Here is an 18,854-nt window from a genome sequence, read left to right as displayed (position 1 = left end):
AAGGCCTGACGGCCAACACCTGTATAAGTAGACAGTATTGTTCCACAAAGATCCAAGATCGCCTACCCCTGATTGTCTATTTCTGCTGCAGCTCGTCGCAACAAGCCCTCCAGCGCGGCTTTTACCGTTTGTCGGCGGACCTCGTCGCGGTTGCCGGTGAAGTGCGCAAGCTCAGCCGTCACCTCTTCGCCCACGGCAAAAGCCAGCCAAACGGTGCCCACCGGCTTGTCCGGCGAACCGCCATCGGGGCCGGCAACACCGCTGACCGCCACGGCAAACCGCGCCAGGCTTTTTTCCTGCGCGCCGCGGGCCATCGCCTCCACCACTTCCTGGCTGACGGCCCCGACTTTGGCGAACAGTTTTTCCGGTACATTCAACTGCCGGGTCTTCTGTCGGTTGGAATAAGTGACATAGCCCGCCTCGAACCAGGCCGAACTGCCCGGGATCCGCGTGATGGCTTCGGCGATGCCGCCGCCGGTACAGGACTCGGCAGTGGTGACGTGGGCACTGAGCACCTGCAAACGGCGCCCCAGTTCGGCAGCCAGTTGAGTGATTTCCTTCACGGTCGTCTCCAGGAATGGGCGGGGGTTTGCCTACCCTACAGGAGCCCATCGACCATGCAAGGTACAGAGTGCATCAAGACGCTAATGCGCGACGGCCTGCACGTAGGCCTGGCAAGCACGCAAGGCGATCAGGGCGTTATCGCCGTCGTCGGTGATGCGGATAATTCGCTGAGCATGCGCCGGGTCAAGTCGGGCTCGCGAGGTTGCATGAACCACGCCGCCGGGGCTGGGGGCGGCAGGCACTGTGCAGCCAGTGGTGACGGTGGCGAGAAGGACTGACAGCCGCACATCAGCAGTGGCCAGGCGATCGCGCAGAGCCGCTTGATTACGCAGGGCATCGTTCAATTCCTGAATGTGTTGGTGATCGCTAGTAGAGATTTGCTGTTCAAGGGCCAGGCGTTTGGCCTGTTCAGCCTGTTGTTGCTGAAGAATTGCCTGGCTTTGTTGGCTGAGCGCCTGTGTATGTCGGACCGATTGCAGCTCCAGCTGCGCCCCGTATCGCCACGCCTGCACCTGCCAAACAAGCGCCATGAGCAGGCACACACCGACCAAGCGAAACGCACCTAGGAAACGCATAGCACCGCCTTCGCTCGCACCCATAACCGCAAACGATCGTCCAGACCGTTGAGCCCACCATTGATACGGCGAGTGATGGTGGTGAACTGGTCTTTGTCGGCGAGCTCATTGAGGCCGTTGCTTTGCCAGAACCAGGCGGCAGATTCGCAGGCCCACTGTGGCTGCTCCAGCAATTTTGGTTGTCGCAGCAGACGATCGTCACCAAACAGAGCTTGGCTGCACGCCATGTAATTACGGCGCCCGGTGATCTGGATCAACCCCCTGCCCCGATACATTTGCCCATCACCGTCCGCCTCAGGGGTGTTGCCCAGCCGCGCGGCCAAGCTACCGGTGTCGTACTTGCTCAGGTATTGATCGCTACCCAATTCGCGCACGTACTGTAACTGGGCAGACTCGTGACCGATTTGGGCGAGGAAGGCGGCGACGCGACGGGCCGTATTGATCTGATGCCCCGCAAAGGCCGCATTTAGAAAGGTTAAAAAAATGCCCGCGCGAAGGCGGGCTCCAGGCATTACACCCAGAAGCTGAGCATGTGTGATTACCATGGGTTTTACTCTAAGGAAGGATCTACACCGACAAACCGCTGGCCTGGACCGTACTCCGATAGCCACCTTTTCGCTCGCCCCTGGATTTCACCGTTTTAATCGACCAGCGCCCTTGCATGAACCTCGGCCACGACTCATCCAGCAGCAACAGGCCTTCAGCAGCCAGCGAAGGATTACCCGGGCAGACCACATCGATCTGCAACCCTTCGCGCCCCACCCGCCGCATCTCTCCTTGCGCCGCCGAGCGTGCTTCGTCCTCGCTCTGGTATCGCTGTGTCACCACTTTGAAGGGTGCGATGCCCACCTTGACGACACGCTGTTTTCCGGCTGCCGCGTCCCACCATGACGTTTGCGCGCCGTTGTATTTGGCACGGCTGGTTTCGGTGAAACTGGCGCTGATGAACGCGCGGTCACCTGGACGATTGTCATGGGTAATCGACAACCGAACATCCGGCAATGCCTTGCCCGACAGCGTCTTGATCTGGCCTTTGCGCCCCAGTACATACAGCTCATCGACAGGCTTGGCCACCGCATCGAAGCGCTTGGCCAGGCGCGTCAGAAAAGCCATGTCGCTTTCATTGGTCTGATCGATGTGCGCGATCGGCTCACCGTCGAGTTCAGGCGCCACACGCGGTGAAAAACCGTATCGGGTGGTCAGTTGGCGAAACAGCGCACCCAGGGTTATCGGCCCATGGCTGGCGGTGCGGCGCTGTTTGAATTCGTGCTCGTCGAACGGTGCCGCCGTGGCCACCAGCACCAGTCTCAATGGGAACATCGACGGCGTGCGCTGGGTAATCTTGAACACACCCTTATCCACCAGGCCCGATTCCAGATAGCCAATACGCAGGCCAATTTTGCCGCCCAGATCGGGCAGCCCTTCAAGCCCCTCGATATCGAGGGTCAACTTCAGTTGATCAGATACAAACCCCGCTGCGTCGGTATGCTCCCACTCCAATAGCCGCTCGTTGAATAACGCGGCATTGGCTCCGTATAGCTCCACTACAGGTGTAAATCCGAGTGCCATGATGGCTCCTTAATCCCAGGCAGAAACCGGCCGACTCGCAACCGGTTGCGCGTCCAATTCGGGCACCAGCACGCTGACGCCCGCCGGCAGTACCGCGCCCTGTTCGGCCAACTCCGGGTTCAAGCGCCACAACGCTTCTTCTGCGGCATCATCACTGCGCCCCAGTTCGCGGTAGAGCAACAGGTTCACCGAGTCGCCGGCAATGCTTCGAACCCTACGCATTGACGAACTCCTCCAGTAACAATGTCCAATTGATCACCATGGCCGTCCCGTCGTCGATCACGCTGGCTTGTTTTTCACTGATCGACTGGATGGTCCATAGCCCCCAGTTACGCCCCAACCCGTCCACCAAAGGCAACGGCGCCCGCAGGGCCTGCAGGGTGCGCAACTCATCCAGGCGCGCCATGCCATTGGCACGCGCAGCCTTGCCGCCCAATGCCAGCGTTTCGAGCCCCTGGCCGACCTGGCTGGATTTAGGTTTGCCGGCAATGATGTCGAGACTGACCCAGCCCCCGCTGCTACCACGATCAAGCGTGTCGTAGGCGAACCCACGGGACAGCCCGAAAATAAAAGTACCCAAGACCATCTGTTGTCGCATCACACAGCTCCATCGGTGAGTGCTGCGCCGCGTCGGGTCGCCAGCAGGTTGTCCATCGACAGCGGGGTAAATTGCGCTTCGATCTGTTGCACCACGAGCGCCGCCAGTTGTTGATGGCTGGCTTGCTCAGGCGCGGTGATGGTGATTTGCGGGGCGAAGTTGATTTGGCGGTTGTCGGCCTGAGGGGCGTTGAGGTTTTTGCTGACCTCCGTGGGGGATGGCAGGCGATCGCCCGTCCCCATCACTTTTTCAGCCAGCCACGCACCGACGTCACTGCCCACGAAAGTGCCCACGGCGCCACCGACTACCTTACCGATTGCGCCCCCGGCGACGCCGCCCATCACACCGCCCAACACTGTGCCGGCACCCGGAACAACCGAACCGATAACAGCTCCCGCCAGCGTGCCGACCGCTCGGCCTATCGCCATCCCGGCCACATCACCGACGACACCGCCGGCAACACCGCCGCCGATGGAGCCCACGCTAGTGCCAACCGCTTGACCCAGGTTTCCGGTCATCGCGCCTTGCGTCATCTCGACACCGGCCTGGGCCACCACCAAACCCAGGGGGACCCCTTTGGCCAGCTTGCTCACCTTCGCCGCTTTGCCAGAGATGCCAGGGCCGGAAGCAGACGGGCGATTACCGTTGTGCCCGTCATTACTCGGGGCTTTGCGCTGGCTGTCCGGCGGTGTGGTTTTATTCCCGGCTGCCGGCCCCTCTCCGAGCACTTTCCCTGCGACCTTTTCGAAAATCTTGTCCTTCACGGCACCGAAAACACCGGAAACCACCGGGATCAGCACCGCCCCCGCCAGGGTGACGGCAGCGGCAGCCTTGGGCAGGCCCTCCGCGAGCCAAGCCACGCCACTGACCAGGCCGTTCATGGCGGTCAGCTTGGCATCCACAACGGGGGCCAGCGCTGTATCAGAGGCAGTGCTCAAGCGCGTGGTACTGGCCTCGTAGGCTTGCCGACGTGCGTAAGTAGAGTCCGCACGAACCTCGGCCGAACGCAGCACCGAACCTTGGTCGCCCAGCGTCGAAGTGGCGTAGGTGGATTTTTCTGCGACCAGCGAAAAGGCCTGTTTCACGCTGTCGATCACCGGTACCAGGCTCAGAATCGTCTGGTTGCCGTCGAACAACTGCGTCGCCAGCACCGCCTGCCTTTCGGCAGGTTGCGACTTGAGCGCCTCCAGCACCGTAAGCACGGCCTGTGGGGCGTCCTGTTTCATGCCCGCCGCGAGTACTTTTGGATCAAGCTTGAGCTCTGCCCAGGCACTGCGTTGCCCTGCAGAGGCGTTGTCGCCTTTAGCCAGGACGGCGCTGATTTTTTCCAGCCCGGCACCAGCAACAACCTTGCTGTTACCTGCGCTCAACAACGCCGCCGAAAGCGCTGCAGCCTGTTCGGGACTCATGCCCGCAGCCTTCGCGGCAGCGCCTTGGAGTTGCACAACAGCGCCGATATCCGCCGATTCGGCCTTGAGCGATACCTGGGTGCCCAGCACGTTTGTTGCGTCGGCAAGGTCCAAGGCTTGTGCGCGATCAAGGTGCATTGACTCGCGCCAGCCGCCCATGATTTCGCCGGCATTTTTGACGTCGATCTTGAACGCCGTCGCCAGGATCGCAGCGTCGCGAGCGAACTGCTGCAGGTCTGCCCGGCGCCCAACGGGGTCGATATTGCCCGATGCGTCCTTGCGATCACTGCCGATACCGGAACGGGCGGCGGCATACTCGACCTTTGCGAGGTCGACGGCACTGGCACCACTGGCAGCCACCACCGGCTCGGACGCCATGGCAAGGTTGGCTTCACGCAATGCCTTGCGCTCATGCCGGGCAAGCATCAACAGTTGATCAATATCGGTCATCGCGGCGTCCAGCGCCTGCGAGGGTGTGCGCTTGTCTGTAGCCGCGACGGTCTTCGTAGCCTCTGCGTTCCCGGCAGTTTGAGCTTGCCGGGCGTCCATCACCTTGAGCAACGAGACGTTGAACAGCTCCAGCGTATCGACCAACCGTACCTGCCCGTCCGCCAGATGCTTGATCTGCAAGCTGGCATCGGCCAATGCCAGGGCCAAACTCGCCGCACTCCCCGGTGCCACCTCAAGCGGGCTCGGCAGCGCTTGGGTGATAGGTTTGAGACTGGCCTGCATTCCTGTCACCTGAAGTGCGCCCTGAGTCATCACGCCGTCCTTGGCAATGGCTGACCCTGCTCCATTATTACTATCTGCCATTGCGCTCTACTCCTGTTTGACGCCAAGACGACTGATTGCGATGTCGTAGCGGCGCAATGCTTTGCCGGCTTCCCAATCGAGGATTTCCGCTTCGTTTACCGAGTAAACCAGCGGCACTACATCGAGGATCACTTCGATGTCGCGCTCCGAAAGAAGTCCGCCGGTTTGTTTAAAAAATCGTCGATGCGCTCCTGCAGCTCGGTCCAGTCGGGCACGGTCAGGCCGGCAAGATCGGGAATCATCAGGCCGGTGCAGTGGGCGGTGATGAACTCGGCACGCTCTTTGTTAGTGGCTAGCTTTTTCATCACCTTGGTAGCGCGCAGGGCGGGCATTTCCAGGGGCAGTTCGGTCAGGGTTCGGCCGGCGGCTTCCAGGGGTAATAGCAGGTGGACAGGCTGGTCGTGGGTCGTCACGTCCTGTTCTTTCAAGAAGAACGAGGCCGGGCGCGTCGACATTTCGTGTACGTACTGCGCAATGCTCACGTAGTCCGGGCGTTTGAGTTGGTCGAGTTCTTTTTCCGACAGGCCGGTGGCGAGTTTCGCCAGTTCGAAGAACTGGTCGTCCTCGTCATCACCGGCCCGGGCCAGCGCGTCTTTTTGCGCGGCGTAGAACAACGGTTTGAGTTGAACCTGCTCGATCATTGCACCGGTGTCGGCGGTGATCGGGGACAGCAGGATGTGCAACGGTGGCATCCAGGCCATGGGGCAATTCCTTGTTGAACGGTATTGAAAAGTGCGAAAAATCTAAACCTGAGCATGGCCCCTGTGGGAGCTGGCTTGCCTGCGATGGCATCCACTCGATACACCAGGGATACCGAGTCGCCTGCACCGCAGGCAAGCCAGCTCCCACCTTGACCGTGCTCGCTTCAGATTGCGCCGGCCCTTAAGGCATCAGCACGGCGCGGCGGGCATCGCCAAGAATGTCGACGCCGTTGAGCACGAACTTCTGGGTGCGCACATCGATGTCGATCACCGAAATGCCATTTTCCAGACGGTTGTAGGTACGGCAGGACAGCTCCAGCGTGGTGGTGGCCTTGTCGCCCATTTTCAGCTTCGCCTCCTCCAGGGATTTGAGCTTGCCGCCCACGGTGTGGTAGGTGAAGTAGGTCTTGCCGTCCTGGTCTTGGCCGGCTTCACGCACGTTCAGCAAGATGTCGTCGCCCGTGCGCACGCCCAGGGCCAGCATGATTTCCGGGCCGGCACCTTGCAGCACCAGCTTGGCATTGAGCACCTTGCCGCTCTTGGCCATTTCCTCGGCAATAAAGCGCCCGCCGGACATGGGCTCCATGTCGAACTCGATCTTCGGCGGGGTGAACTCTTCCACGGTTGCGGACAACGGCAGGCCTTGAAGGGTGGCCGCAATGGCCTGTCTGACTCGGTTGGTAAACATTAGAGAACGTCCTCCAGGAACTGCTCGATGATTTCATCGCGGGCGTTGAGTTGATAAACCATGTGTTCGTTCGGTGCGTAGCGGCCGTAGTCGATGACGATGAACCAGGTGCCGTTTTTGTACTTCTCGACGCTGTTCAGCTCCGGGTGCAGGTACACGCTGCCGCCGGGGATGGTTTCGTCGGCCACCAGGGTTTGCAGCCAGTCGTTGATGCGCTTGACCTCCTGATCCATGAAGGACTTGGTGAGGTTCTTGGCCATGGCTTTCTGGCCGGCCTTGACCAGCTTGCGGCTGATGGCATCTTCCAGGCCGACGTAGCTGATGAACTTGCCGGTGATGGAGCGGTTACCCAGCAGCGAGAAGCCGCCGAGGATGGTGCGAGCGTAGTAGCTCACGCCGTAGCGGTTGAGCAGGTCGCCTTCGGTGGAGGTGTCGAGGATGTTGTACTCGACCACGCGGGAAACGTCCTCGGCGAAGGTCACCTGGTTACCTGGGCTTTCCCACTGCTTGACCTTGGCCAATGCGGCGATGGCCAGCGAGGATGGCGACAGGAACACGTTCTTCTTCGCGGCCTTGGAGTACACCGACGGCATGTTGTGCACCAGCAGGCAACGGTCGAAGCCCAGGTCGGCCCCGCCCAGTTCGCCGCTGTAGGTCACTTGGTCGGCAACGGACGCGTCCTTGCCATCTAGTACCACACGGGCCTTGATGCGCTTGCCGAAAGAGGCGAACTCACCAGCCACAGCCTTGGTGCCGGTAAAGCCTGGAGCGCCGATGATGGTCAGGTCTTCAGGCACGCTGCTCAGGGCCGCCAGGCCCAGTTTGCGACCGGTGACCGGGTCGTTGCCGCCGATCACATTATTGATCGTATCGGCCGGGGTAGCGCCTTCTTCGACGATGACCACATAGACCGGCACCTTCACCACTTTGAGGATCTGGTACACCGCTTGGAACAAGGTTCCCGACTCAGTGCCGGTAGGGTCCAGCAACGCCTGAGTGGTAAAGCTGTTGATGCGAAACGGCGCGTTTTTCGGGATCGACGCATGGGCATTCGGTGCAGTGCCGACCAGGCCGATGACGTTATCGCCAAGGCCACCCATGGCCTCGGGGGATTCAGTGGCATTTACAGTGATGCCGTTGTGCTCGAAGTTCAGGACTTCTGCCATGGTTATTCAGCCTTCTTGGGGGTGGAGTTGAGGGCGCTGGTCAGTTCCAGGCGGCCAGCGGTGCGCAGGGCGGATGCTTCGACGTCGAGCAGTTCCAGCTCCTCACCGGCGGTAGACCAATGGCCGTTGCCGGTGGGGAATGGGATGAGGACGGTGTAGGTTTGGCGGGTGGGCATGGGTGGAGATCTCCGGGATGGAAAATGTTAAAGCCCCTGCAGGAGGGGCTTTCGGGGGGCGAAAAAACCGCTTTCGCGGTGGGGGGCTTACTTCAGGAAGCGGGGCTTTTCAGGCCATACCACCGCGTCCGGGTCGGCACCCTGATCGGGGATGTCGCGCAGAGCTTTACGGTAGGCCACGAACACTGAGCGATCTTCGTCGGCCATTGGGTAATCAGGCATGGCCGCATAGTCGCTAGATGCCAGGTCGGCGTCCCGGGACTTACGAATGAGCGTCCACTTGATCAAAGGGTGAAGCTCAGCAGGTACAAATTCAGGTTTCATCAATATTCTCCTTAACCCAAAGCCAACATGGTTCCCCAGTCAGCGGGGTGGGCAACTACGCCCGTACAAGCGCCCGCCAGCATTACTTCAACAACTCCACCCTCGGAGTTGCGCATTGGATGAAGATGCGCGTAATACCCAAAACGCTGGGCCGGCAATACCACCTCAGAACACCAACGCCACTTACCCTTTTCGCTCTGTGTACTCCAAAAACCTGAAACAGCGCCCTCAATCACTCGAACAAAAGCTCCGAAAGTCATACACGAATTCAGACTCACGGGCGTCCCTCCGCTTGCCCTGTCGCTGTCAACAGAATAAGGAAACGCAAGCCACATGCCGCTCTGCGGGGTGCCTTGATTGTCCGACCATTTCATTTGCCAGACGTTAATACTGGTGCGCCAATATCCAGTCGAGCTTATGTCGAAATCTGGATATTGCTCACGCACATCCGCCTGTACCTGAAGCATAAAGTCGACGTCCGCCTGAGGCCGCCCCGCAGTGTGCGCCGCCGCGGTCACCGTCCGCAGTTTTGTAGCAGTTACCTGTTGATGAACAGCCCACCCATCAATCAGGGTTCCCGTGGCATCCGCTGTCATATTGAAGTTTCGCGTAAGCGCCAGCCTAGGCAACCTCTGCTCCAGGCTTACAAGCTGTGCCTCATATTTTCGACGCGAAGCTTCAAGCGCCTTATCAATATCATCGACCTTGCTCGTAACGATGTTCGTCAAATTATTTGCCGCGCTTACAACAGCGGCCAATTGCTGTTCAGTACTCACTGTTTGAACTCCCTGTATTCCATTAATATTTCCCCTGAGTTTTCAATCAAGCCCAAAGAGCGGCTTCATGGTGACAAGTAAAATGGCTCTGTCGCTAAGTCGCATTCTTTTCCAAAGCCATTACCCGAAATAGAACCCCTACACCTCGGGCCATGTTGTCGACGCTTGCCGCCGAAAGAGAAGCAAGCTCTTCGACCAGCAAAATATTGAGGTTTTCAGACCCCACTACCACCGTAACGCTATCCGCCGGCAACGGCGAGACATCCAGCGTAAACTTCTGCAGCACCCGCGCCGCCGCCGCTTTATACGTCAGCAACTTCCCCGCCACGGAATACACCGCCAACAACGTCCCGCTGGCGAGGTAAAACCCGAACTCGCCAATCTCATACTCACCATCGCCATCGAACAGCGCGGCCATCCTGAGTTGGCGCTCGCCCAGGTCTTCGTAATCAACGATGGCCACCCGTTGGCGCTCGTCACGCAAGGCCACTTCGCTGCCGTCGGGGTTGTAGCGTGCGGTGCCGGCGCCGATGTGGGTGATTTCGCCTTTGAGGCCCTGGTTCTTTGCCTGCAGCACTTCATCCAAACCTTTGGAGGTGAAGCGCACCAGGCGCGTGATTTCATCTGTCATGGCTGCGCCCTGAGGTCGTAATCGTTAATGGTGTAGTGCTGGGCAACCCCGGCACTGTTTAGTCGGGCCACCAGCGCCAGGTCCGGCAGCGCGCCGTTCAGATAGAACTCGCCGTCGCTTAAAGGCGCGTCGAGCACTTGCGTGAGCGCGAGCTGGCCTTCGGTCTCATGCACGATGGTAATCGTCGCCTGATCACGCTCACTTTTTGCCGCGTTGATGCGGCGGATCAGCCGGTTGTGATCGCCGCTGGACCAGCTGCGCCCGATGATCGCCTGCACGTCGAAGGTGTAAGGCACGCCCAGCGGACGTTGCTGGTACCAGGCGCTGATATTGGGCGTGAAGCCCAATGACTCCACCGCATGACTCAGCGCCTTGGGTGTGCCGGCCTGGCGCTGGATCTGCCAGGACAACGCTACGGTCAGACGCTTTTCCGCCTCGCTGGCCTCGGCATCCCATTCGCTGACGCCACGGTCGGCGGCCAGGTAAGGCAGGAATTCGCTGGGGGTGTGCAGCGGGTTCATCAGTGCCGGAAACGGCGGCGTGACACGCTCAATCAATGTGCCGAAGCCCAGGTCCAGGGCCTTTTCCAGCGGTGAACTGTTGGCAGGCAGCAAACTCGCTTTGGGTTCACTCATAGGGTGCGCACCTCCACCTCGACGCCCGTGCAATACGGGGCCTGGAACGCGGTGCTGACAATCGGCGCCAGCGGTTCCAGGATGTGCAGTTGCGCAGCGCCGGCGCTGTGGATGGCGTAGTCGATCCAACTGGGGTCGACCCGCCCTTCCAGGCGATGGCAGGACTCTGCGTAGTCTTGCAGCAGTTTCTGCGCCGCCACTTGGGTCAGCCCGGAGTCCGGGCCGGCGTTGATCTTGGCCACCACGCGAATTTTGTAGGGTTGAATCTGTGCGCCCTGAACGCTGACAAGGTCGGTTTCGGGCCGTACATCCGGCCGTGCGAAATGTCGACGTACACCGTCAAGCAAGTCGGCAGATGGCGTACCGTCACCCTCCCTGGAAAGCACGGTGACCATGACTTCGCCCGGTGCGATGCGTCGGGCGTTGCCGTCCTTGATCTGCGCCGCATAGCCGTCCGGGTCGAAGGTGTAGGTGACCGTCACCACACCCGGCGTCGCGCTCTGTACTTTCACCGCCGGGCGCTCGCCGAGGGTGAACACTTCGCGGCGATACTGCATGCGTGATCCCGCTGCCGGCGCGTGGGGGGCCAAGTAGTAACGCAGGCGAGCGTCGTCGTCGCTTTCCAGGGTTGGCGGCACCGGCGGGAACGCCGCCGGGTCGCCAGGGTCGAGCATTTGGCGTTCAAGGCCCATATCGGCCAGGCGTGCATCCAGGTTACTGTCGGTTGCCCACCACGCCAGCATCTGCTTGATGCGGGCGTTGTATTTGCGTTCGTGGGTTTGCAGACGCACGCAAAAAGCTTCCAGGGCCAGGGTCAGCAGTTCGCTCTCGTTGTCGAGGCTGACCTGGAGTTTGGCTGCGCTTTGCGGAGCGCGGGTGGCGACATAGTCGATGACAAACGCTTTGAATTCGGCCAGCAACGGTTCGAACTCATCCACCTTAATGATGGCCGGTTCCGCCAGTTGGTTCTGGCCGGGGATCAACATGCTCATGTCACGACCTCGAAGGATTGTTGGCGGTTTTTCCAGGTGCCGGCAAACCGCAACAGCAGGCCGGCGCCCTGGCGAGTGGCGACGATGACCTGAGGGTCGAAGTCGCCGATGCCGTTGTGGGTGTTGTAGAAGGCCTGCGCGGCGTGGCTCTGGGCGAGGATCAACAGGTCGTCGCCGAGGTTCTGGCCGAGCAACTGTGGGATCAGCGAGCCGTACAACGGGCGTTTTTGCCGAGTGCCCACAGGGGTGGTCAGCGCTCGGGTGGCGCGCTGCACAAATTGCAGCCAGTCGTCGACGGCCGCCCCGGTGTTCCTATCGATTCCAAGCATGGGGTGTCCTTATCGGGGGCTGATGACGCGTCCTTGATGGTCCACCACCGGGCCGCTGAAGTGCGCGCCGCCGGCATCCAGCAACAGGCTGGTACCGCCGATTTGCAGGGTGATGCTCTGGGCATTCATGGTCAGGCTGGCAGCGCCGACTTTAATGTCGACCTGTTCACGGGAGCCGCTGACGGTGGTTGGGCCGTTGACCCAGTTGAAGGTATGGCTGGCATCGTCGTAGTCGCTTTGGGTGCCGTCCTGGTGTCGACGCCGGGTCAGCGTCGCAACGCTGGAAACCGGCGGAAAGCGATCACTGTTAAGGCCGAACAGAGCCACGGATTGCACACCGCCCTCGCCCCCGCCGTAGTTGAGCAGCAGGCATTGTTCACCCACCGTGGGGATACGGGTTTCGGTTTGCGCACCGGCGCTGGGGTTGAAAAAACGGATCGCCGGGGTGAGCAAGTCACCATGGCTGACCTTGCAGGTGTTGCTGGCCGCGTCGACCTGCTGGCAGATGCCGATCCGGCAGAAGCTCTCGGCGCGGCGGTAGAGGTCCTCGAGCTGGGACTCCATCTCGGCCAGGCGTTCGACGATCGGTCCCAATTGCATGCGTAACAGCGCGTCGAACATGGGCTACTCCGCCAGTGGCTTGTATTGGGCCGGGTCGTCGATGTTGGAGACGTCCCAGGTGCAGGCAAATAGCGGTTGGCCTGTGGGATCGTCGAGTAGCGTCGGCCCCAGATAGAGGGTTTGCGTGAAGGAAACCGTCCAGGTGTCGTAGTCCGTTTCTACGGAAGTGCGCAAAGCGGGCGCAGCGACGATATTCGCTGGCAAATCGCACTGTGCCGGGGGCAGGTCCCATCGGTTATCCAGCACCAGGTCCATCAGTTGGCTGGCCAGGTCGCAGGCATCGAACGCCAATGCACCGGGAGCAACCATGGCCCTGAGTGAAATGGCCAAGACGTGGGCTTTGCGCCCCTCGCGAGAGCGAATGCCAGGGCCATTACCTTCGACCGTAACCATTACGCCGTTTTTTTCAGCGTCGCCCTGGAAATCCTGGTGGCTCCCCACCTTGAGGCCCGGGAGGGCTGCATGCAGCGCCGCGCCAATGGCCTGGGGCAGTTGCGATGGCTTTTCGATAAGCGTCATTTTAGTAGCGTCCTTGCAACAATTACTGCGGGTCCTGGCGGGAGCCTTGGTTGATCCCGATGCGCTTGGCCGCCCACCGCTCGTAAAGGCCGATAGCCACGTCGGCACCGGCCATGGCGGTCAGGCAACCAATGGCGCCGGCGGTCCAGATCGACATGCCGGCGGCGTAGCACAGCATCAAAGCCGAAACCCCGCAAACCATGCACGCCCCGGAACGCAGGGCCAGGCGGCGGATCAACGACCAACCGCGGGCGCCCTCCTTGTCGGCCCGCCACATCTCGCCGGATACACCGCCGATCACTGCCAGTACGATGACCAGCCAGATAGGCATCTCCGCTAACGCTTGCTGTTCACTTGTCATGTCACGCCTCCTGGCTGAGCAATAAATAGTCCGTATTTCATTTACAAATGCTTGAGTAGGTAGGCATTCCAAAAAGCCCGGTCGCCCGGGCTTTTCAGTAATGATGTCCTCGGACTTTCGGCGCTACTGGCGCGGTACGGTCCTTTCCTCGATGTTTTTCCGACCACGATCCCTGTCTGCCGGATAACTGCTTTTGGTGCTTTACGCTGCACACCCGGGTCAGTTGCCAACCCTCTGAACCGTTAAGGCCGGTTCATCGCTGCCTGTTGTTGAAGCGTTGAAACTAAAGAGCGTCGGCATCCTTGCCGGTGTTGCCTGGCATCCCTGTCATCGCTTCGATGGCGTCCTTGCCGATGTTGCGTGCCTTCCTTGTCTTCCTTGGCAGCATCCTTGCCGCCTCCACCAGGCCTTGTTGGCTGGCTTGAGATGAAGAATATGCATGTATGCATATACAGTCAATGCACAAATGCATTTATTTTTGCTATAGGAATGCACGGATGCATTGGAAGCCTGGCGGGCTTGGGCTTTGCCGGTTTTCTATGGACGAAAAAAAACCCGCACATGAGCGGGTTTCTTCTTACGCGTGGAGGTTAGCGGGCGTACATGCCCCACCAGAAAACATGACCGAGGATGCTGATCTGCTCGTCCTGGATATCCTGGAAGCTGTAGTCCTCATCGGGGTGTTCATCACGGTTGAAGCTGCGCAGGCGAATACCGGAAGGCAGGCGGTAGAGCTGTTTAACCCGCAACTGGCCGTTGTGATTGATGGCATACAGGTCGCCATCCACGATATCGCCAATGCCGCTCTTGCCGGCATTCACCCCTACCGTGGCGCCGTCGCGCAATACCGGCAACATACTGTTGCCACGTACCGTCACGCATTTGGCCTGGTCGAACTGCACACCATTATGCCGCAGGCTGCGCTTGCCGAACCGCAGGCTGGCCTTCTCGCTTTCCTCGATGACGAATCTTCCTGATCCAGCAGCCAATTCAACCTCGCGCAGAAAGGGGATCGACACCTCGTCATCATTAACGGGGGTGTCGTCGTCCCACAGGCTTATGTCCTTGAGTTCCGAATGCATCGGGTCGCGCCCATCGTCGCGCACAACGCCCACTGCTGCGCGCCCGCGCAGGTAATCAGTACTGACGCGAAAATACTCGGCGATGCGCGAGATGTGTTTATCCGACGGATCAACGATCTTGCCGCTGAGGATCCGGGACAGTGTGGATTGAGGCACGCCGGTGCGCCGATGGAGCTCCGTGGGGGAGATCCGGTCGCGATCCAGCAGTTCTCTTAAGACGATAGAAACGTTGCGTTTTTGCATAACGCGGATAGTGACGGGAGTTTCTGAGGTTGGCAAATGCTAATTTGCATATTTATGCATTAAACATCCGACTTTCAATTAATTCGAATCAAAATACTGTATATACAACCAGCTATCGGCATTCTACTATTCTGCCAGCTTGGTATTGCTGCCGATCAACACCTTGCATGTCGACAACTCAAGGCCTATGTATAAAACTCTTTGACAACGTAGCCAGCAACGACGGAGGTGCTCATGGCTTATTCAGCGCTAGCTGTTGCTAACGCCTTCATTGAACGCGCGAAGGAAGGCAAGGTTTCGGGCCTGACCCCGATGAAGCTGCAGAAACTGCTGTTCTATACACAGTCCTGGCATTTGCGCGAACGGGACCAGCCCCTGATGGATGACCACTTCGCCCGCTGGCAATATGGCCCGGTCATCCCGTCGCTTTACCATGAGTTGAAATCCTACGGTAATCGCCCGGTGACCGCGCTGCTCAGCAACCTGAAGCCCGACGCCGAAGACATTGTCTTCGTGACACCGAGGGTTCCTGAGAGCGATACCTACACCCATCGTTTGATTGACCGGATCATTAACAAATACGGCAAATGGTCCGGCACCCAACTGTCCAACCTGTCCCACGAGGACGGCACAGCCTGGGCCCTCAAGGGTGCCGACGGTTCCGCCATCGACTGGGAAGACATGGCAACACTCATTCACCCAAAGAGCCGCATCCGTGAGTGAAGAACTCGACAACCTGGAACTCACCCTGCCCCCCGCGGCAGGGCCTGACCAGGACACCCAAGCCGGTGGCGAGCAAGCCATAGGCACCGACGATGAAAGAAACCAGAACCTAAAAGACCAGAAGGCCGAACGGCAACTGCGCAAGAAGTATGCGGGACGTGCATTCTGGTTTGCCGCCTGCGGTGTGATCTTCTGGGCGGTTCTTTTGGTTTGGAATGGATGGTCGACGTATTACTCGGGTAAAGCGCCGTTCTCGGACAATGTAGTGATTGCCATCACTACGGCGACTTCAATCAATTTGTTTGCTGCGTTTCTTGGGGTGATCAGAGGGTTGTTTCCGGCCAGTGGGCGTAGATCCAAATAGTCTGATCGTATTCACGACCTGCGTTTCTATCTCGTATTGAGATATGAATGCGCGTGAGTCAGCCCCTGATTTTCAGGGCTCTGACCGGATTGTCTAACGCTGCTGCAATGCCTGATTGAACCGCTAACCTGTGGCGAGGGCGCTTGCTCCCGCTTGGCTGCGTAGCAGCCATTTTCCAGGGACGCTTCGCGCTCCAGCGGGAGCAAGCTCCCTCGCCACGGTTATGTTGGTGTTTCTTGAGGCGGCACCGCTTTCGTGGTTTACCTGGCCGCTTGCGACCTGCGAAGGTCCGACCTCGCGTGTTAACCTTGCCGCCATCGCAAAAAATGCTGGGCCAAGCGCCCCCTTTGCCCCATCACTTTCAACGAATTTGCCTATTACCCAATGAGTAAAAACTCCTCCGATCTGTCCTCCCACACCCCGATGATGCAGCAGTACTGGCGCCTGAAAAACCAGCACCCTGATCAGTTGATGTTCTATCGCATGGGCGACTTCTACGAAATCTTCTATGAAGACGCGAAGAAGGCCGCCAAGCTGCTGGACATCACCCTGACCGCGCGTGGGCAGTCGGCGGGGCAGTCGATTCCGATGTGTGGGATTCCTTACCACTCGTTGGAAGGCTACCTGGTCAAGCTGGTGAAGCTGGGTGAGTCGGTGGTGATCTGTGAGCAGATCGGCGACCCGGCCACCAGTAAAGGGCCGGTGGAGCGTCAGGTAGTACGCATTATTACGCCGGGCACGGTGAGTGATGAGGCGTTGCTGGATGAGCGTCGCGACAACCTGATTGCGGCGGTGTTGGGCGATGAGCGTTTGTTCGGCCTGTCGGTGCTGGATATCACCAGCGGCAACTTCAGCGTGCTGGAGATCAAGGGCTGGGAGAACCTGTTGGCGGAACTTGAGCGTATCAATCCGGTGGAGTTGTTGATTCCGGATGATTGGCCCAAGGACTTGCCGGCAGAGAAACGTCGTGGGACCAAGCGTCGTGCACCGTGGGATTTCGAGCGCGACTCTGCGCTGAAAAGTCTGTGCCAGCAGTTCTCGGTGCAGGACCTTAAAGGCTTCGGTTGCGAAACCCTGACCCTGGCCATCGGTGCCGCAGGCTGCTTGCTCAGCTACGCCAAGGAAACCCAGCGCACTGCTCTGCCTCACTTGCGCAGCCTGCGCCATGAGCGTCTCGACGATACCGTGGTGCTCGATGGCGCCAGCCGTCGCAACCTGGAACTGGACACCAACCTGGCCGGTGGGCGTGATAACACCCTGCAATCGGTGGTGGACCGTTGCCAGACCGCGATGGGCAGCCGTTTGCTGACCCGTTGGTTGAATCGTCCGCTGCGGGATTTGACGGTGCTGCAAGCGCGCCAATCTTCCATTACCTGCATGCTCGACGGCTATCGCTTTGAAAAACTGCAGCCGCAACTGAAAGAGATTGGCGATATCGAGCGCATCCTGGCGCGGATCGGCCTGCGCAATGCGCGGCCCCGCGACTTGGCGCGCCTGCGCGATGCCTTGAGCGCCCTGCCGCAGCTGCAAGTCGCGATGACCGAACTGGACACGCCGCACCTGCAACAGCTTGCCGTCACCGCTGGCACTTACCCGGACCTCGCGGCGCTGCTGGAAAAGGCCATTATCGACAACCCGCCGGCGATCATTCGTGACGGCGGCGTGTTGAAAACCGGCTACGACAGCGAGCTGGATGAGCTGCAATCCCTGAGCGAAAACGCCGGGCAGTTCCTGATCGACCTGGAAGCCCGCGAAAAAGCCCGTACGGGCCTGGCCAACCTGAAGGTCGGCTACAACCGCGTGCATGGTTACTTTATCGAGCTGCCGAGCAAGCAGGCCGAGTCGGCGCCTATCGACTATCAACGTCGCCAGACCCTCAAAGGCGCCGAGCGTTTTATCACCCCTGAGCTCAAAGAGTTCGAAGACAAGGCGCTGTCAGCCAAAAGCCGCGCCCTGGCGCGGGAAAAAATGCTCTACGAAGCCTTGCTCGAGGACTTGATCAGCCGCCTGGCGCCGTTGCAAGACACCGCCGCCGCCCTGGCGGAGCTGGATGTATTGAGCAACCTCGCCGAACGTGCGCTGAACCTGGACCTCAATTGCCCACGGTTTGTCAGCGAACCGTGCATGCGTATCGTGCAAGGTCGTCACCCGGTGGTAGAGCAGGTGCTGACCACGCCGTTCGTCGCCAATGACCTGTCGCTGGACGACGATACCCGCATGTTGGTGATCACCGGTCCGAACATGGGTGGTAAATCCACTTACATGCGCCAGACCGCGCTTATCGTGTTGTTGGCGCATATCGGCAGCTTCGTACCGGCAGCCAGTTGCGAATTGTCCCTGGTAGACCGCATTTTCACGCGGATCGGCTCCAGCGATGACCTGGCCGGCGGCCGTTCGACCTTTATGGTGGAAATGAGCGAAACCGCCAACATTCTGCACAACGCCACCGAACGCAGCCTGGTGCTGATGGACGAAGTGGGCCGCGGCACCAGCACCTTCGACGGCCTGTCCCTGGCCTGGGCCGCGGCCGAACGCTTGGCGCATCTGCGTGCGTACACGCTGTTCGCCACGCACTACTTCGAGCTGACGGTGTTGCCGGAAAGCGAGCCGCTGGTGGCCAACGTGCATCTCAATGCCACCGAGCACAACGAGCGCATCGTGTTCCTGCACCATGTGCTGCCAGGGCCGGCGAGCCAGAGTTATGGTCTGGCCGTGGCGCAGTTGGCCGGTGTGCCGAACGAGGTGATCACCCGTGCCCGCGAACACCTCAGCCGCCTGGAAACAACGGCGCTGCCCCATGAAACCGTGGTCGCCAGCCCTGCCAAGGCCAGCAAGAAACCTGCCGCGCCGCACCAGAGCGATATGTTCGCCAGTTTGCCCCATCCAGTGCTGGATGAGTTGGCAAAACTTGACCTGGATGACTTGACGCCGCGTAAAGCGCTCGAAATGTTATATGCACTGAAGACTCGGATATAACGCAGACGCTTGCAAGCTG

General features: G+C 59.8%; 25 protein-coding genes. 3 read left to right on the top strand and 22 right to left on the bottom strand.

All coding sequences use genetic code 11. The features are described 5' to 3' along the window. Nucleotides 1-62: 62 nt before the first annotated feature. The 22 genes from AC1RAC_RS22405 to AC1RAC_RS22300 form a co-directional block, all read right to left on the bottom strand. On the bottom strand, nt 63-563 hold the full coding sequence (locus AC1RAC_RS22405; RefSeq protein WP_054897099.1) for a CinA family protein: 501 nt from the start codon (nt 561-563) through the stop codon (nt 63-65). An 81-nt stretch (nt 564-644) separates the two neighbouring features. Next, a complete protein-coding gene (locus AC1RAC_RS22400) occupies nt 645-1,139 on the bottom strand; it encodes a lysis system i-spanin subunit Rz (RefSeq protein ID WP_034126487.1) in 495 nt (164 codons plus the stop codon). Continuing rightward, the gene (locus AC1RAC_RS22395) at nt 1,127-1,684 is read right to left on the bottom strand and encodes a glycoside hydrolase family 19 protein (protein ID WP_034126486.1); all 558 of its coding nucleotides are present in this window, start codon (nt 1,682-1,684) and stop codon (nt 1,127-1,129) included. Before AC1RAC_RS22395 ends, AC1RAC_RS22400 begins: the two co-directional genes overlap by 13 nt. A 22-nt stretch (nt 1,685-1,706) precedes the next feature. Continuing rightward, nucleotides 1,707-2,708 (bottom strand): contractile injection system protein, VgrG/Pvc8 family, encoded by a 1,002-nt coding sequence (locus tag AC1RAC_RS22390; RefSeq protein ID WP_236281437.1) that lies wholly within the window; start codon nt 2,706-2,708, stop codon nt 1,707-1,709. 9 nt (nt 2,709-2,717) lie between these two features. Continuing rightward, entirely contained in the window at nt 2,718-2,930 is a 213-nt protein-coding gene (locus AC1RAC_RS22385; RefSeq protein WP_014717172.1) for a tail protein X, read from the bottom strand. Beyond that, on the bottom strand, nt 2,923-3,306 hold the full coding sequence (locus AC1RAC_RS22380; RefSeq protein ID WP_014717171.1) for a phage tail protein: 384 nt from the start codon (nt 3,304-3,306) through the stop codon (nt 2,923-2,925). Before AC1RAC_RS22380 ends, AC1RAC_RS22385 begins: the two co-directional genes overlap by 8 nt. Beyond that, the gene (locus AC1RAC_RS22375) at nt 3,306-5,528 is read right to left on the bottom strand and encodes a phage tail tape measure protein (protein ID WP_492617000.1); all 2,223 of its coding nucleotides are present in this window, start codon (nt 5,526-5,528) and stop codon (nt 3,306-3,308) included. Before AC1RAC_RS22375 ends, AC1RAC_RS22380 begins: the two co-directional genes overlap by 1 nt. Before the next feature lie 6 nt (nt 5,529-5,534). Then, the gene (locus tag AC1RAC_RS22370) at nt 5,535-5,660 is read right to left on the bottom strand and encodes a hypothetical protein (RefSeq protein WP_014717169.1); all 126 of its coding nucleotides are present in this window, start codon (nt 5,658-5,660) and stop codon (nt 5,535-5,537) included. Then, complete coding sequence (locus AC1RAC_RS22365; protein ID WP_054917796.1) at nt 5,657-6,229, bottom strand: phage tail assembly protein; 573 nt, start codon at nt 6,227-6,229, stop codon at nt 5,657-5,659. Before AC1RAC_RS22365 ends, AC1RAC_RS22370 begins: the two co-directional genes overlap by 4 nt. 181 nt (nt 6,230-6,410) lie before the next feature. Next, complete coding sequence (locus AC1RAC_RS22360; RefSeq protein ID WP_054897092.1) at nt 6,411-6,917, bottom strand: phage major tail tube protein; 507 nt, start codon at nt 6,915-6,917, stop codon at nt 6,411-6,413. Beyond that, complete coding sequence (locus AC1RAC_RS22355; protein ID WP_032877508.1) at nt 6,917-8,083, bottom strand: phage tail sheath protein; 1,167 nt, start codon at nt 8,081-8,083, stop codon at nt 6,917-6,919. The genes AC1RAC_RS22360 and AC1RAC_RS22355 overlap by 1 nt, the downstream gene beginning before the upstream one ends. 2 nt (nt 8,084-8,085) lie before the next feature. Further along, nucleotides 8,086-8,259, bottom strand: coding sequence for a hypothetical protein (locus AC1RAC_RS22350; RefSeq protein WP_172415461.1), 174 nt, complete (start codon nt 8,257-8,259; stop codon nt 8,086-8,088). Between the two features lie 87 nt (nt 8,260-8,346). Beyond that, nucleotides 8,347-8,583, bottom strand: coding sequence for a tail fiber assembly protein (locus AC1RAC_RS22345; RefSeq protein WP_054917790.1), 237 nt, complete (start codon nt 8,581-8,583; stop codon nt 8,347-8,349). Between the two features lie 11 nt (nt 8,584-8,594). After that, the gene (locus AC1RAC_RS22340) at nt 8,595-9,359 is read right to left on the bottom strand and encodes a hypothetical protein (protein ID WP_072447636.1); all 765 of its coding nucleotides are present in this window, start codon (nt 9,357-9,359) and stop codon (nt 8,595-8,597) included. A gap of 94 nt (nt 9,360-9,453) precedes the next feature. Next, the gene (locus AC1RAC_RS22335) at nt 9,454-9,990 is read right to left on the bottom strand and encodes a phage tail protein (RefSeq protein ID WP_072447634.1); all 537 of its coding nucleotides are present in this window, start codon (nt 9,988-9,990) and stop codon (nt 9,454-9,456) included. Continuing rightward, nucleotides 9,987-10,625: a phage tail protein I gene (locus AC1RAC_RS22330; RefSeq protein WP_072447632.1), complete on the bottom strand. Its 639-nt coding sequence runs from the start codon at nt 10,623-10,625 to the stop codon at nt 9,987-9,989. The genes AC1RAC_RS22335 and AC1RAC_RS22330 overlap by 4 nt, the downstream gene beginning before the upstream one ends. Further along, on the bottom strand, nt 10,622-11,617 hold the full coding sequence (locus AC1RAC_RS22325; RefSeq protein ID WP_492616999.1) for a baseplate J/gp47 family protein: 996 nt from the start codon (nt 11,615-11,617) through the stop codon (nt 10,622-10,624). The genes AC1RAC_RS22330 and AC1RAC_RS22325 overlap by 4 nt, the downstream gene beginning before the upstream one ends. Beyond that, entirely contained in the window at nt 11,614-11,946 is a 333-nt protein-coding gene (locus AC1RAC_RS22320) for a phage baseplate protein (RefSeq protein ID WP_032893295.1), read from the bottom strand. Before AC1RAC_RS22320 ends, AC1RAC_RS22325 begins: the two co-directional genes overlap by 4 nt. A 9-nt stretch (nt 11,947-11,955) precedes the next feature. Next, the gene (locus AC1RAC_RS22315) at nt 11,956-12,567 is read right to left on the bottom strand and encodes a phage baseplate assembly protein V (protein ID WP_057976049.1); all 612 of its coding nucleotides are present in this window, start codon (nt 12,565-12,567) and stop codon (nt 11,956-11,958) included. 3 nt (nt 12,568-12,570) lie between these two features. Continuing rightward, nucleotides 12,571-13,086, bottom strand: a complete 516-nt coding sequence (locus tag AC1RAC_RS22310) for a hypothetical protein (protein ID WP_200582760.1) — start codon at nt 13,084-13,086, stop codon at nt 12,571-12,573. A gap of 22 nt (nt 13,087-13,108) precedes the next feature. Beyond that, nucleotides 13,109-13,447, bottom strand: a complete 339-nt coding sequence (locus tag AC1RAC_RS22305) for a phage holin family protein (protein ID WP_034126475.1) — start codon at nt 13,445-13,447, stop codon at nt 13,109-13,111. Between the two features lie 590 nt (nt 13,448-14,037). Next, nucleotides 14,038-14,781: a LexA family transcriptional regulator gene (locus AC1RAC_RS22300; RefSeq protein WP_169918753.1), complete on the bottom strand. Its 744-nt coding sequence runs from the start codon at nt 14,779-14,781 to the stop codon at nt 14,038-14,040. Between the two features lie 225 nt (nt 14,782-15,006). On the opposite strand from AC1RAC_RS22300, the gene AC1RAC_RS22295 reads away from it, so the two are divergent. From AC1RAC_RS22295 to mutS, 3 genes are all read left to right on the top strand, one after another. Beyond that, nucleotides 15,007-15,495 (top strand): Panacea domain-containing protein, encoded by a 489-nt coding sequence (locus tag AC1RAC_RS22295; RefSeq protein WP_034126473.1) that lies wholly within the window; start codon nt 15,007-15,009, stop codon nt 15,493-15,495. After that, nucleotides 15,488-15,859: a hypothetical protein gene (locus tag AC1RAC_RS22290; RefSeq protein WP_054897085.1), complete on the top strand. Its 372-nt coding sequence runs from the start codon at nt 15,488-15,490 to the stop codon at nt 15,857-15,859. The genes AC1RAC_RS22295 and AC1RAC_RS22290 overlap by 8 nt, the downstream gene beginning before the upstream one ends. Nucleotides 15,860-16,243: 384 nt before the next feature. Continuing rightward, nucleotides 16,244-18,835, top strand: coding sequence for a DNA mismatch repair protein MutS (mutS, locus tag AC1RAC_RS22285; protein WP_054917775.1), 2,592 nt, complete (start codon nt 16,244-16,246; stop codon nt 18,833-18,835). Nucleotides 18,836-18,854: the final 19 nt, after the last annotated feature.

This window comes from Pseudomonas sp. GW823-FHT02F05, from assembly GCF_058797315.1.
Note: the sequence above shows the minus strand (reverse complement) of the source record. Positions and strands in the feature narration are given on the sequence as shown.